The organism is Pseudomonas sp. P7779 (genome assembly GCF_013386315.1).
In the GTDB taxonomy this organism is placed as follows: domain Bacteria; phylum Pseudomonadota; class Gammaproteobacteria; order Pseudomonadales; family Pseudomonadaceae; genus Aquipseudomonas.
Window position 1 is genome coordinate 14,759 of sequence record NZ_JACARZ010000001.1, and the last position, 15,347, is coordinate 30,105.

Sequence of the window (15,347 nt, forward strand, 5' to 3'; positions counted from 1 at the left end):
GTCACGCATCGCCGGAATCGGCAACGCGGCAAAACTCATGTTTTTGCTGTGCAGCTTTTGCAGGAACGCTTGCCGTTGGGCGAGCGGCAAACGGATGAATCGCTGAACCAGAGACAGGTTATCGAGCTGAGTCATTTTCAAAGGGTCTCCAGGTCTGCCAGGAAATCATGCATCTCACTCAAGTCTTCGCTGGAGTGAGGTGTCAGGTGCACCGCCAGTTGCGCGGCGTACTCCGACAGCGATGGGGTTCGAAATAAAAGGTCCAGGGGCACGGCTGCGCCTTGCTCCATTTGCAGGCGGGCTGTCGCTTGGGTCGCCAGCAAGGAATGCCCGCCCAATTCAAAGAAGTTGTCGTCGCGCCCTACCCGCGCAAGCTTGAGCACCTCTTGCCAGATCTGTGCGACGCTCTGCTCAAGCGCCCCTTGCGGCGCCACATAGGCCCGCAGCAACTGATTGGCGTCGGGCAGCGGCAAGGCTTTGCGGTCCAGCTTGCCGTTGGGCGTCAGCGGGAAGCGCTCAAGCAGCATCCAGTGCGCCGGAATCATGTAGTCCGGCAGGTCGCAGGCAAGCCGCGCCTTCAGCTCGTCGCGCAGCGCCACCAGCGACTGCGCCTCGGCCGCCTCAGTACCGGCCGCAATCAGGTAGGCCACCAACTGCGTGCCACCCGGCCCTTGCTGAGGCACCACCACCGCCTCGCGGATCGCGTCCTGCGCCAACAGGCACGCTTCGATCTCTCCCAACTCGATGCGATAGCCACGAATTTTCACCTGGTGGTCTGCCCGGCCGATGTACTCGATCACACCGTCGACGCGATGTCGTGCAAGGTCACCGGTGCGGTACAGCCGTGTGCCATTGCCAAATGGATCCGGCAGGAAGCGTTCGGCGGTGAGCGCCGGCCGCTCGTGGTACCCGCGCGCCAGGCCATCACCGCCAATCAGCAATTCACCGATCAACCCGACAGGGTTCGGCGCGAAGTGCTCGCCGACGATGTACAGCGAGGTGTTGGCAATCGGCCGGCCGAGGTAAGGCAAGCGCTTGTCTGTGGTCAGTGGATAAGCCGCCGACCAGATCGTGGTTTCCGTGGGCCCATAGAGGTTCCAGACCGGGCCTGCGACCGCCAGCAAGCGCTCGGCCAGGTCCTCGGCCAATGCCTCGCCGCCACACAGGCATGTGCGTCCGGCAAGACGCTCGGCCATGGGATGCTCAAGCAACATGCGCCACGTCGATGGCGTGGCCTGCACGATACTGACCTGCTGCTGTTCGATAATCCCCAGCAATGCTTCAGGGTCGTGGGCGCTCTGTTTGTCCACCAGCACCACGGCCGCACCGCTGAACAGCGCGCCGTACAGTTCCAGGCCGAAAATATCGAACGAGAAGGTGGTCAGCGACAGCAGGCGGTCACTTGCCTCGATGCCTGGTTCGCGGGCCATGCTGGCAACGAAATTCACCAGGGCACCATGGCGTACCATCACACCCTTGGGCTTGCCGGTAGAGCCCGAGGTATAAATGGCGTAGCACAGGTTATCGCCGTCCACCGACACCTGCGGATTGGCCGCCTGTTCAGGGCTGACCGATTCATCCATTTCACTCGCCAAGACGGTGTGCACCCCTGCCGGAATCGGCAACTGGCGCAGCAACGATGCCTGGGTCAGAAGCAACTGCAACCCACTGTCTTCAATCATGTGGGCCAGGCGATCCACCGGATAGTGCGGATCGAGCGGCACGTAGGCGCCACCGGCCTTGAGGATCGCCAGCAGCCCGACGATCATGTCCACCCCACGCTCAAGGGCGATACCCACCGGTTGGTCAGCGCCGACACCGAGTTCAATCAAACGATGCGCCAGGCGATTGGCCTGGGTATTGAGTTGAGCGTAGGTCAGCGCCTGATCAGCAAACAGCAGCGCCGTGGCATCCGGCGTCTGCCGTGCCCGCGCCTCAAACAGACGATGAATGCAGTGCTCGCCCGGGTAGACGCTTGCGGTGGCGTTCCAGTCCTGCAATTGCTGGCGGGTTTCACTCGGGTCCAACAGCGTGAGGTCACCCAGTGGGCGTGCGGCATCGCTGCTCATTTGCAGCAGAAGACGCTTGAGGTGCACGCCGATCTGCTCCACCGACACAGGTGTGAAGCTCGCACATTGATAGCTGAACTGCACGGTCAGCTCGGCGCCCAGGCCCACCAGCAGGGTCAGCGGGTAGTTGGTTTGCTCCAGATTGCCCACGGCACCAAAGCGCAGACCCTGAGGCGAACCTTTCTCCAGGGCTTCTGAAATCGGATAGTTCTCAAACACCAGGATGTTGTCGAACAGCGCTTCACCACCCTGCCCCGCCCAGCGCTGGATATCGAACAACGCGGTGTGCTCGAAGTCCCGCAACGCCAGGTTCTGCGCCTGGACGCTGTGCAGCCAATCCCCCAGGCTCTGCTCGGAGCGCGGGCTGGCAATGACCGGCAAGGTGTTGATGAACAGGCCAATCTGTTGCTCGACGCCTGCCAGGTCCGCCGGGCGCCCCGACACGGTTGCGCCGAAGGCGACGCAGGACTTTGCGCTGTAACGCTGTAACAGCAACAGCCACGCAGCCTGGACCACAGTGTTGACGGTGACTTTCGCCTCTCGGGCAAAGTCGCCCAGACGGCGCGTTTGCTGCTCATCGAGGTGCAGGTGGTGGTGAGCGTAAAGGTGGGTGGCGATGCCCTGCGCCGGACGGGCAAACATCTGCGCCAGGCGAATCGGTTCATCCAGGGCGTGCAACTGCCCCTTCCAGAACGCTTCGCCGAGCGATGCGTCCTGCCGCTTCAGCCACGCGATGTAATCACGATACCGGCCAACGGGTCGTGCCACGGTTTCTGCGCTGTAGTGCTGTAACACTTCGCCGAGCAACTGCGCGCTGCTCCAGCCATCCATCAGGATGTGATGGTTGGTGTAGATCAGGTGATGACGATCAGTTGCCGTGCGTACCAGTACCAGGCGCATCAAGGGCGCGCAGTTCAGGTCCAGGCCTTGGGCGCGCTCTTCATCGGCAAGGGTTTGCAGTGCCGCATCCCGATCGGCGTGACCGCTCCAGTCGAGCACACGGAACGGCACCTGCACTTGACGCTGTACCACCTGCATCGGTTGTTCAAGATTGCCTTGCCAGATGAACCCGGTACGCAGGATGTCATGGGCATCCACCACGGCTTGCCAGGCCGCGCGGAAGCGTTGCGGATCGACGCCATCGATATCCAGGCGCATCTGGTTGATGTAATCGCCATTCCCCTGTTCGAGCAAGGTGTGGAACAGCATGCCCTGCTGCATCGGTGACAACGGGTAGATGTCGTCGATGCCTTGAGGTTCGAGCACCAGCGCATCGAGTTGGGCCTGAGACAGTTGCGCCAACGGGAAATCCGACGGCGTCACTCCCCGGTTGGCGTTGTCGCAGCAATGGCCGATCAGCGCCGTCAGTTCTTGCACATAGTCGTCGGCCAGGCGCTGGATGGTCGCGGCATCGAACATCGCGCCGCTGTAGGTCCAGCTCAGGTCCAGTTCACCACCGAAGACTTTGCTGTTGAGCGCCAGCGGGTTGCCGAGCGGCCCCAGCAGGTTGACTTCTTCACCGCCGGATTCGCCGGTCGGCACAAACAGGGCGTCGTCGGCGGTATCGAAGCTGGCGTCGAACTGACCGAGATAGTTGAAGGTCAGGCACGGTAGAGGCAAGGCTTGCAGAGACTCCCGTGTCTGTTCATCGCCCAGGTACGCCAGTGCGCCGAAGCCGATGCCCCTATGCGGAATTGCCCGCAGTTGCTCCTTGATCTGCTTGAGCGACCCAGCGAGATCCGCAACCGGCGACAGCCGCGCCGGGAACACGCTGGTGAACCAGCCCACGGTACGGGTCAGGTCGATGTGCTCGAACACGTCTTCGCGACCGTGCCCCTCAAGCAACACCAACGCATTGTCGTCACCGGTCCAGCGCGTTATCACCCGCGCCAGCGCGGTCAGCAATACGTCGTTGACCTGGGTGCGATAGGCCGCCGGCGCATCCTGCAACAGCTGGCGGGTCAGGGCCCGGTCCAGCTTGCTACGAAAGGTCAGGGCCTGATCATGTTGCTGCCCGCCGTTCGGACGGTCATACGGCAAGGCTGGCGAAGCGTCCTGCAACTGTTGTTGCCAGAAACCCAGCTCGGCCTGCAGCGCAGGGGTTGTGGCGTAGCCCTGCAATGCCGCCGCCCAGGCCTTGACCGCACTGGTCCTGGCCGGCAACTGCACACCTGCGCCTGAAAGGATTTGCCGGTAGGCGTTCTGCAGATCCTCGAACAGAATCCGCCACGACACGCCATCGACCACCAGGTGATGGATAATCAGCAACAGCCGTTGAGTGCCGTCCGCCAGGTTCGCCAGCACCGCGCGTATCAGCGAACCACCGTTCAATTGCAGGCTGCGCTGGGCCTCGTCACCCAGTGCCTCAAGGGCTGCGAGGTCCGCGACCTCCACTGGCCACAGAAGCGTTTGATCCGTGTGCGCCGCGACGTCACGGTAGTGTGCCGACCAGCCGCCAGCCCGTTCGACGAAATCCAGGCGCAAGCTGTCGTGATGCGCCACCAAAGCCTCCAGCGCCTGCTCCAGTGCGTGTGCATCCAGTGCCTGCGCCGGCTTGAGCATCACCGACTGGTTCCAGTGGTGACGATCGGGAATTTCCTGAGCGAAGAATTGTTGATGAATCGGCAACAGCACCGTGGTGCCGGTTGCCGGTCGCTGATCGATCGACGGCAGCGTCCCACCGGTCTGTGCGACCACGGCCAGCGCCTGGATGCTCTGGTGCTGGAACAGGTCTTTGGGGCTGAAGCGAATCCCCGCCTGCCGCGCACGGCTGACCACCTGGATCGAAATGATCGAATCGCCACCCAGTTCGAAGAAGTTGTCGCTGATGCCCACCTGCCCAAGCTTGAGCACGTCTTGCCAGATCGTCGCCAGTTGCTGCTCCAGCGCGTTGCGCGGAGCGACGTAGGCTTGTTGCAGTTGACTGACATCCGGTTTGGGCAGGTTCTTGCGATCCAGCTTGCCGTTCGGTGTCAGCGGCATGCGTTCCAGAGACAAGACATACGCCGGCACCATATGCGCCGGCAATGAAGCCTGGAGCTGCGCACGCAGGTCTTCGCTGAAACCGGCACGGGTTGAATCGCCGACCACGTATGCCACCAGGCGCTTGCCGCTGCCGGCGCTGCCTTCCTGGGCCACGACCACCGCTTCGCGCACACCCTGAAGGGCTTGCAGCGCCGCTTCGACCTCACCCAGCTCGATGCGGAAGCCGCGAATCTTCACCTGATTGTCGATACGATCCAGATAGTCGAACGTGCCGTCGGCGCGCTGGCGCACCAGGTCGCCTGTGCGGTAAAGCAGGCCGCCAGCGGCGCTGAACGGGTCAGCGACAAAACGCTCGGCGGTCAGCCCCGGTCGGTTGAGGTACCCACGGGCCAGGCCGGTGCCCCCCAGATACAGCTCACCGGCCATGCCTTGGGGCAACAGGTTCAGGTCGGCGTCGAGCACATAGGCGCTGCGGTCACCGATGCGGCTGCCGATCGGCGCGTAGGCAGCACCGCACGGCACCTCGCGACCGGCCTTCCAGATCAGCGGGGTGACCACGGTTTCGGTCGGGCCGTAGCCGTTGATGATGTAGTCCGGATCGAGCGCACGCTTGACCCGCTCGAAACTGGCGTTCGGCACCGCGTCACCGCCAAAGCAATAGATGCGCACCTTCGGTGGATTGCCGACTCGCTCGGCATGTTCGGCCAGTTGTTGCAGGTACACCGGCGGGAACGCGACCACGGTCACGCCGTGTTCGATCATGGCGTTGTAGGTCTGCTCCGGCGTCCACAGCGCGTCGTCGCGAATCAGCAGCGAAGCCCCGTGAGTCAGGCTGGTCAGCCAGCGCTCGTGGGCACCGTCGAAGGCGAACGACATGAAGTGGAACTCACAGTCGCTGTCGCGCATGTCATAGCGCTGGCCGATGGCCTGGCAATGCATGGCCAATGGACCGTGGGCAACGCTGACGCCTTTCGGATTGCCAGTGGAGCCGGAGGTGTAGATCACATACGCAAGGTTGTGCGGGTCGAGCTGCACCGAGGGTGCCTTGATCGACTGCTCACGCAGGTCGAGACGGTCCAGCTCCAGCAAGGGTACCGATTCGGCAACCGCCAGCTGCGCCGACACCGACGAATCGCTGATCAGCAGCGCCAGCCCCGAATCCTCGATCAGGTAGGCCAGGCGCTCGCGCGGGTAGTGGGTGTCCAGCGGCACATAAGCGCCGCCGGCCTTGAGCACCGCCAGCAACGCCACAATTACCGACTCGCTGCGCGGCAACGCCACACCCACACGGGTTTCAGCGCCAACGCCGCGGGCGATCAGCGCGTGGGCCAGTTGGTTGGCGCGCTGGTCGATTTCACCGTAGCTGAACTGCCGATCGTTGAAAATCACCGCTGTGCGTTGCGGGCGCTCGGCCGCCAGGGTGGCAATGCGCTGATGCACGCCGATGTCCACCGGGTACGGCTGTGGATGGTTCTGCGCTTGCTGGCGGGCCTGTTCGTCGCGGCTTGCCAGGGCGATTTCACCCAGGTTGCGTTCTGCCGACTCGGCAAACTGCTCAAGCAGTTGCAGCAAATGCGCACTGATGCCTTCGACCACCTCGCTCGCGAATTGGCCGCGGTCGAAGCTGTAATGCAACGCCAGCTGCCGGCCGAGGGTCACCGCCACGCTCAGCGCGTAGTGCGTCTGCTCCAGGTTGCCCACATCGCCGAACACCAGCCCCTGCCCGGCCTGGCTCAGCGCCTGGGCTACCGGATAGTTTTCGAACACCAGGATATTGTCGAACAGCGCTTCACCGCCCTGCCCGGCCCAACGTTGGATGTCCGCCAGCGGCGTGTGTTCGAAGTCACGCAGGCTGAGATTCTGCGCCTGCACCGTTTGCAACCATTGGCCGACGCTTTGATCGGGACGCGGTGCGCCGATCACCGGGAGGGTGTTGATGAACAGGCCGACCTGTTGCTCGATGCCGGGCAAGTCTGCCGGACGTCCAGCCACGGTCGCGCCGAACGCCACCGCTTCGTGCCCGGTATAGCGTTGCAGTAATAGCAGCCACGCGGCTTGCACGAGGGTGTTGACGGTGATTTTCTGCTGGCGGGCAAACGCTTCCAGCGCCTGGGTGCGTTGCTCGTCCAGCGTCAGGTAATGGTCGCCGTGACCGCTCTGGTGCGCGCCTGCGGTGGCCGCGCGGGCCAGCCGGGTCGGCGCTTGCAGCGCGACCAGTTGTTCGCTCCAGAAGTCCCGGCTCAACTGGGCGTCCTGACGTTGCAGCCAGGCGATGTAGTCGCGATAGCGGCCGCCGGCATTCGCCGGTGTGCGGCCGCTATAGCGCTGCAATACTTCGCCGAGCAACTGCGAGTTGCTCCAGCCGTCCATCAGGATGTGGTGATGGGTGTAAATCAGGTGCCATTGGTCACTGCCGGTCTGCACCAGTACCAGGCGCAGCAGGGGCGCACAGGCCAGGTCAAACCCTTGCGCTCGCTCGGCATCGGCCAGCGCCGCGAGGGCCGCCGGCTGATCGTCGCGGTCCCGCCAATCCAGGGTGGCGAACGGCAGTTGCACCTGCTTGTGCACGATCTGCAGCGGTTGCGCCAGCTCGCCCTGCCAGACGAAACCGCTGCGCAGGATGTCTTGCGCATCGACGGTGGCCTGCCAAGCGGCGCGGAAACGCTCGGGATCCAGGCCCTGCACGTCGACGCGCAACTGGTTGATGTACTCACCCGCCGCCTGTTCGTACAGGGTATGGAACAGCAACCCTTGCTGCATGGGCGACAGCGGATAGAGATCGTCGAGCTGACCGGCCGGCACCGGCAGCGCATCCAGTTGCGCCTGGGTCACCCGCGCCAGCGGGAAGTCCGATGGCGTGGCTTGCGCGGCCGGCAAGGTGCAGCAGTGTTCGATCAGTGCATGCAGCTCGCTGGCATAGCGGTCCACCAGTTGCTGCACTGTCGCGCTGTCGAACATCTCGCGGCTGAAGCCCCAGCTCATCGACAGTTCGCCGCCATAGACCTGGCCTTCAACCGTCAGCCAGTTGGCCAATGGTGCCGCCAGATCCTGTGCCACACCGCTGGTTTCGGCAGACGGCACAAACAAGGCCGCGTCGTCGAACTGACGGTCGAACTGGCCCAGGTAGTTGAAGGTGATCCGCGGTGGCGCCAGTGCCGCCAGCTCGGCGCGTACTGCCGGGGACGCCAGATGACGCAGCACGCCATAGCCCAGGCCTTTGTCCGGCACCGCGCGCAGTTGCTCCTTGATCGACTTGATCGAACCGTCGAGGTCATCGCGGGCGGTGAGGTTGACCGCGAACAGGCTGGTGAACCAACCCACGGTGCGACTCAGGTCGATGTCATCGAACAGGTCTTCGCGGCCATGGCCTTCAAGCTCGATCAGCGTGCCCGCCTGACCGCTCCAGCGACTGATGGTGCGGGCCAACGCGGTGAGCAGCAGGTCATTGACCTGCGTGCGGTACGCGGCGGGCGCCTGTTGCAGCAACTGACGGGTCCGTGCGGCGTCGAGTCGCCACTCGATTTTTTCACCCTGCGCATTTTGCAGGCTGGCGTCAGGTCGGTCGCACGGCAGATCCTTCGCATCCTGATGCTGGATTTTCCAGTACATCAGTTGTTCATCGAAGCGCTGCGCTTGCTGTTCGAGCCGCGCAGTCCAGTACTGGAATGCACTGGTTTTCGGCGGCAGCTCAATGCCGCCGCCTGCCGCCAATTGTTCGTAAGCCTGCTGCAGATCTTCCAGTAATACGCGCCAGGACACACCGTCGACCACCAGGTGGTGAACGATCAGCGCCAGGCGCTGGCTGCCATCGACCAGCGTGACCAGCAAGGCTCGCAACAGCGGGCCGTTTTGCAGGTCAAGGCTGCGCTGCGCCTCGTTGCACAAGGTATTCAAGTGTTCCGCCGACTCGGCATCGCGTAGCCACAGATCAGCGCTGGCCACTGGAGCATCGTGTTTTTGCTGCCAGCCCTCGGTGCTTTCGGTAAAACGCAGGCGCAAGGCATCGTGGTGATTGATGATGTGCGTCAGCGCTGTATCGAGCCACTGCGCATTCAAGGCCTCACGGGGAGTCAGCAGCAGCGATTGGTTCCAGTGTTCGCGCACCGGCATCCCGCGGCTGAAGAAATGCTGCTGGATCGGCCCGAGCACGGCATCACCGCTCACCGGCCCCTGATCCACCGCCGAGCGTTTATCGAGGGTGGCGACCAGTGCCAGGCTGCGCACGGTCTGGTACTGGAACAGGTCACGCGGGCTGACGCGGATGCCGGCCTGCCGCGCACGGCTGACCACCTGGATGGAGATGATCGAATCGCCGCCCAGCTCGAAGAAGTTGTCTTCGAGGCCGACGCGCTCAAGACCGAGCACATCCTCCCAGATCGCCGCCAGGGCTTTTTGCAATGCATCCTGTGGCGCCACAAACGCCTGCTGCGGCGCAGCGTCCGGCAACGGCAAGGCCTTGCGGTCGAGCTTGCCGTTGGCGGTCACCGGCAATTTCACCAGCGGCATCAGGTGGGTGGGCACCATGTATTCCGGCAGGCTGTTCAACAGCCACGCCTTGAGCTCCGGTTGCCACGGCGTGGCAGGCTCGCCTCCCTCCAGCACCAGGTAAGCAACCAACTGTTTGCCCCCCTGCACCAGCACCACGGCCTCGCGCACCAGCGGGTGTTGCATCAGGCGGGTCTCGATTTCACCCAGCTCGATACGCAGGCCGCGCAGCTTGACCTGATGATCGAGGCGGCCGAGGTATTCGATCACACCGTCGGCGCGCTGGCGCACCCGGTCGCCGGTCCGGTACAGCCGCGCACCGTCATTGAACGGGCACGGCACAAAACGCTCGGCGGTGAGCGCCGCGCGGCGGTGGTAACTGCGGGCCAGCCCGGTGCCACCGAGGTAAAGCTCACCGCTGACGCCTGCCGGCACAGGGTTGAGTTGCGCGTCGAGGATGTAGGTTCCCAGATTGGCAATGGGGCGGCCGATGGGCACGCTGTCGGCACCTTCGTCGATGCAGGTCCAATGGGTGACGTCGATGGCCGCTTCAGTCGGGCCGTAGAGGTTGTACAACCCGGCGCCCGGAAGCTTGGCGAACACCTGCAACTGCGCATCCAGCGCCAGCGCCTCGCCACTGCATACGATGCGCTTGAGGCTGGCGCAGGCCTGCACGCCCGGCTCGTGGATAAATGCCTGCAGCATCGACGGTACAAAGTGCAGCGTGGTGATAGCGTGTTCGCCAATGGTCTCGATCAGGCGAGCCGGCTCGCGATGCTCGCCGGGTGCTGCGACCACCAGCCGTGCGCCGCTCATCAATGGCCAGAAGAACTCCCACACCGACACGTCAAAGCTGAACGGGGTTTTCTGCAACACTGCGTCGCTGGCATCCAGGCCATAAGCCTGCTGCATCCAGCACAGGCGGTTGACCAACGCACGATGGCTGTTGCCTGCGCCCTTGGGCTTGCCGGTGGAGCCGGAGGTGTAGATCACATAGGCGAGGTTCAGCGCGTGCACGTTGACGGCCAGAGGCTCGCGGCCGTAATCGTCGAGCCAGCCTTGTGCCTGGTCGAGTGCGATGACGTTGATGCCGTCGACCGGCAAGGTCGACAGCAGGCTCTGCTGGCAGAGCAGCAGCCCGATGCCGCTGTCTTCGATCATGTAAGCCAGGCGTTCGCGGGGGTATTCAGGGTCCAGCGGGACGTAGGCGCCGCCGGCCTTGAGAATCGCCAGCAGGCCGACCACCATTTCGATGGAGCGCTCGATGCAGATCCCCACCAGTACGTCCGGGCCAACACCCTGCTCGCGCAGGGCATGGGCCAACTGGTTGGCGCGCGCGTCGAGCTGCGCGTAGGTCAACTGCGTCGCGCCGAACACCAGGGCAACGGCGTGCGGAGTGCGTTGTACCTGGTCTTCGATCAGGTGGTGGATGCCACGTTCGGTCGGGTACGCCTCGGCCGTCTGGTTCCAGTCATGCACCAGCACGTGCTGCTCTGCGGCGGCGAGCATCGGCAGTTCACCGATGCGCTGGCTGCCATCGGCGACCATCGCCTGCAACAGGCTGAGCCAGTGCCGGGCCATGCGCTCGATGGTGGCGGCGTCGAACAGGTCATTGGCATAGGTCAGCGCGGCGTGCAGGGTGCCGGACTTCTCGTAGGTGTCCAGGCTCAGGTCAAACTGGGTGGTACGGCCTTGCCATTGCACCAGGGACAGTTCAAGCCCGGAGGCGGTGTTGACCGCGGCGATGTCCGCCACTTGCGGCTGATGGTTGTACATCACCTGGAACAGCGGCGTGTGGCTCAGGCTGCGCTCGACTTTCAAGGCTTCTACCAGGCGTTCGAAGGGCAATTCCTGATGGGCCTGGGCGCCCAGTGCGTGTTCCTTGATGCCTTGCAGCAACTCGTCGACGCGGGTTTGCCCGGTCAGTTCGGTGCGCAACACCTGGGTATTGACGAAGAAACCGATCAGCCCTTCGACTTCGCTGCGGTTGCGGTTGGCAATCGGCACGCCAACCCGAATGTCGCCCTGCCCGGTGTAGCGATGCAACAGCACGTTGAACGCGCCGAGCAGCAACATGAACAAGGTCACATTGTGTTTTTGCGCGCAACTGCGCAACTGCGCAGCCAGCGCCGGATCAATCGCAAAGTCATGCCGGGTGCCCTGGTAGCTGGGCATCGCCGGGCGCGGATGGTCGATGGGCAACTCCAGTACCGGGTGCTCATCCCCCAGCCGCGCCTGCCAGTATTCCAACTGACGGGCCTGTTCTCCCGCCTCCAGCCAGCGACGCTGCCAAAGGGCGTAGTCGCTGTACTGGATCGGAAGCGGCGCAAGTGGCGGCAGCTCATGACGCTCATGGGCGTCGTAGCAGCGAATGAACTCGTCGATCAGCACGTTCATCGACCAGCCGTCGGACACAATGTGGTGCAAGGTCAGCAGCAGCACGTGTTCCTGCTCGGCCAGCTTGAGCAATTGCACCCGCAGCAGCGGGCCGTTGGCCAGGTCGAAGGGCAACAGCGACTGACGGGTAGCGGCCTGCATCACCGCCTGCTCACGCTCGGCGGGTGCCAGGGCGCTGAAGTCCAACTGTTCGACAACCAGCGGCGACTGCGCGGCCACTTGCAACAGACGATCATCCGCCTGGCGCTGGAACACCGTGCGCAACGTCTCATGGCGGGCCACCAGGCTGGCGAACGCCTGCTCGATCGCCGGCAGGCTCAAGGCGCCCTTGAGCCGTACCGCGCCGGGCAGGTTATAGGCGCCACTGGCCGGGTCCAGTTGCCACAGAAACCACATCCGCTGCTGCGCATAGGACAGCGCCTGCCGGTCCTCGGCCTCCACCCCTGCCGGGATCGGAAACCGGGAAAAATCCACCCCTTCCTTGTGTAGCGCCTGGAGGAACATCTGGCGTTTTTCCAGGGGCAACCCGATAAACCGGCGAGCAAGTTTCAAGGAGTCTTCAGCGTTCATTTCTTGGGATCCGGGGCAATAGGCAGGAAGCACAAAGGCACGTCGTCCCTATAAAACGAATCCGGAAGGGAAAAATTAGCGGGGGATTGGGGGCGCAGACCACGGTGTCATCAAGGGTTACATCAAACACCGAGAGGCTCGGCGCGGCTGTCCTATCATTGACGCAACCCATCAATTGCAACTACATTTAGTTGCAGGCGAGAATCGCCGTGTCGAAAAATGAAAAGCTGCTGGCCAAACTGCTCAATGAGCAATCGGCCTTTACCTGGCCCGAACTCGTCACGATGCTGCGGCGCCTGGGATACACGCAAATCGAAGGGGCGGGTAGCCGGGTCAGGTTCGACATAGGCGACCCCAGTGCAATGATCACCCTGCACAAGCCTCACCCCGGCAACGAACTGAAACACTACATTCGGCGCCAGATCATCGAACAATTGAAATCAGGAGAACTGATTCAGTGAAGAACCAGCTGAAACACAAAGGCTACATCGGCTCCATCGAAGCCAGCATCGAAGACAACTGCCTGTTCGGAAAGCTGCTTTTCATCAAGGCCCTGGTCAGCTACGAGGGCAAAACCGTCGCCGAACTGGACGCCGCCTTTTGCACCGCCGTGGACGACTACATCGAGACCTGCCAGGCCCTTGGGCAAGCACCGGAAAAGCCCTGCAAGGGTTCGTTCAACGTCCGTGTCGGCCATGAACTCCACCTGGCCGCCGCGCTTGCCGCGACCCGGCAAAAAGTCACGTTGAACGATCTCACGCGCCAGGCGCTGAACGAATTCCTGCAACATCGCGGCGCACTGGTGACCGGGTAATCACCCCAACCGCCGATACCCCAGCACCGCCGCCCCAAGCACCACCGCACCCGCCGCCAGCGCCACCCAGAACCCGCTGGGTGCGCCGAAGCGGTCGATCATCCAGCCGGAGCTGGCAGCACCAATGGCCACGCCGATGCTCAGGCCGGTGATCAGCCAGGTCATGCCTTCGGTCAAGCGGCTGGGCGGAACGATTTGTTCCACCAGGGCCATGGACACGATCAGGGTCGGGGCGAAGAACAGGCCGGAGATGAAGATCGCGGCTGCCAACCCCGGAATATTCGTCACCAGCAACAACGGCAGCGTGGTCACGGCGGTGGCCACGCCGCAGTACAAGAACTGGCGCGGCAGCGGTGCTTTCAACTTGAGCGCACCAAACGCCAGCCCGGCCAGGCACGAACCGATGGCGTATACCGACAATACAATGCTCGCCGCGGCGGGCTGGCCCTGATGCTGGGCGAACGCGACACTGACCACATCCACCACCCCAACGATGATGCCCATGGCCATCAACAGCACCATCAGGATCAACACCGAGGGCGAGGCAATCAGCCAACGGCCGTGCTCGGCGTGATGTTCATGCACCGGTGGCTCGGTCTGGCGTTGCAGCACAAAGGCGGTCACGCCCACTGCCAGAAACAGCGCGGCAATCAACGGCCCCGCTTCGGGGAACAGCAGCACGCACAGACCCACCGAGACCGGCGGGCCAATAATGAACACCACCTCGTCGAGCACCGACTCCAGGGCAAACGCCGTTTGCAGTTTGGGCTGGCCGCGATACAGCTCGGTCCAGCGCGCCCGCACCATGGCCGACATGTTGGGCATGCAGCCGGCCAGGGCGGCAAAGACGAACAGCGTCCACGTTGGCGCCTGCACCCGGGTGCAGAGCAACAGCAGCAACAGCGCGCCGCCGCCGATGGACGCGGCCACCGGCAACACCCGGCCCTGGCCATAACGGTCCACCAACCGTGAGACCTGGGGCGCGCAAAACGCGGTGGCCAGGGCGAAGGTAGCGGTCACCGCACCGGCCAAACCGTAACCGCCGTGCACTTGCGACAGCATGGTGATCAAGCCGATCCCGGTCATGGAGATCGGCATGCGGGCCAGCATGCCCGCCAATACAAAAGCCCTGGAACCTGGCGCCTGGAACAGCTCGGCGTAGGGGTTTGCCATGGTGTGTAACCTCTTCCTGAGCGCCCTGAAACTTGCTATTCGAGGTTTTCGGGGCAAAATACATACGGTGCGTATGTGACAAATCATGCGTAACATACGCGTCGTATGTCAATCACCTATTGTGAGCCTTACCCATGAGCCGAGCCCGTGCCGACATGATCGAAGACACCCGCGCCCGCCTGATCGCCAGCGCCCGCCAGGCCTTCGCCACACAAGGCTACGCCCAGACGTCGATGGACGATTTCACCGCTCGCGCCGGCCTGACCCGGGGTGCGTTGTACCATCATTTTGGCGACAAGAAAGGCTTGCTCGCGGCAGTGGTTGCGCAGCTCGACGGTGAAATGGACGCGAGCCTGCAGCGTATTTCGGAGCAGGCGGTTGATCCTTGGGAAGGGTTTTGCGAGCGCTGTCGGATTTATTTGCGTATGGCTCAGGATCCCGAGGTCCAGCGCATTGTGCTGCAAGATGCGCCGGCGGTGCTGGGTGCCACCGACCAGCAGCAATGCGTGGACTCGCTGCGCCAGCTGCTCGATGACTTGATGCAAGCGGGCCTCATCGAGCAGGCGTGCAGTCAGGCGCTGGCGAGGCTGATCAATGGCAGCCTGGTAAGCGCATCGCTGTGGATCGCCCAGGATGAACACCCGGGCGAGCGGTTGGAAGAAGCCTTGCAAGGTCTGGAGTTGTTGTTGCGCGGGTTGAAGCCTAATACCGTTCGCTGAACGAGTGCGGTCGGGGTTTTCAGGATCAGATGGAGTACATATCCGTTATTCAGGTAACTCTGCTTTTCTGTGGGAGCTGGCTTGCCTGCGATGCAGACAACTCGGTACATCAGGCACACCCAGTTGATGCCATCG

Annotated in this window: 5 protein-coding genes; 3 read left to right on the top strand and 2 right to left on the bottom strand. The window is 63.2% G+C overall.

Annotated features, from left to right (window positions below):
• Positions 1–137: 137 nt before the first annotated feature.
• Positions 138–12,506, bottom strand: coding sequence for a non-ribosomal peptide synthase/polyketide synthase (locus HX869_RS00015; RefSeq protein WP_178902566.1), 12,369 nt, complete (start codon positions 12,504–12,506; stop codon positions 138–140).
• Between the two features lie 209 nt (positions 12,507–12,715).
• Between HX869_RS00015 and HX869_RS00020 the strand changes: the two genes are divergently transcribed.
• Positions 12,716–12,967 carry a type II toxin-antitoxin system HicA family toxin gene (locus HX869_RS00020; RefSeq protein WP_178902567.1) on the top strand — a complete coding sequence of 84 codons (252 nt, stop codon included), beginning with the start codon at positions 12,716–12,718 and terminating at the stop codon, positions 12,965–12,967.
• Positions 12,964–13,320, top strand: coding sequence for a type II toxin-antitoxin system HicB family antitoxin (locus tag HX869_RS00025; RefSeq protein WP_178902568.1), 357 nt, complete (start codon positions 12,964–12,966; stop codon positions 13,318–13,320). The genes HX869_RS00020 and HX869_RS00025 overlap by 4 nt, the downstream gene beginning before the upstream one ends.
• On the opposite strand, the gene HX869_RS00030 is transcribed toward HX869_RS00025, so the two are convergent.
• On the bottom strand, positions 13,321–14,493 hold the full coding sequence (locus tag HX869_RS00030; RefSeq protein ID WP_102369571.1) for an MFS transporter: 1,173 nt from the start codon (positions 14,491–14,493) through the stop codon (positions 13,321–13,323).
• Between the two features lie 134 nt (positions 14,494–14,627).
• Here HX869_RS00030 and HX869_RS00035 point away from each other — a divergent pair, with 134 nt between their 5' ends.
• Positions 14,628–15,212, top strand: coding sequence for a TetR/AcrR family transcriptional regulator (locus tag HX869_RS00035; protein ID WP_178902569.1), 585 nt, complete (start codon positions 14,628–14,630; stop codon positions 15,210–15,212).
• Positions 15,213–15,347 lie beyond the last annotated feature (135 nt).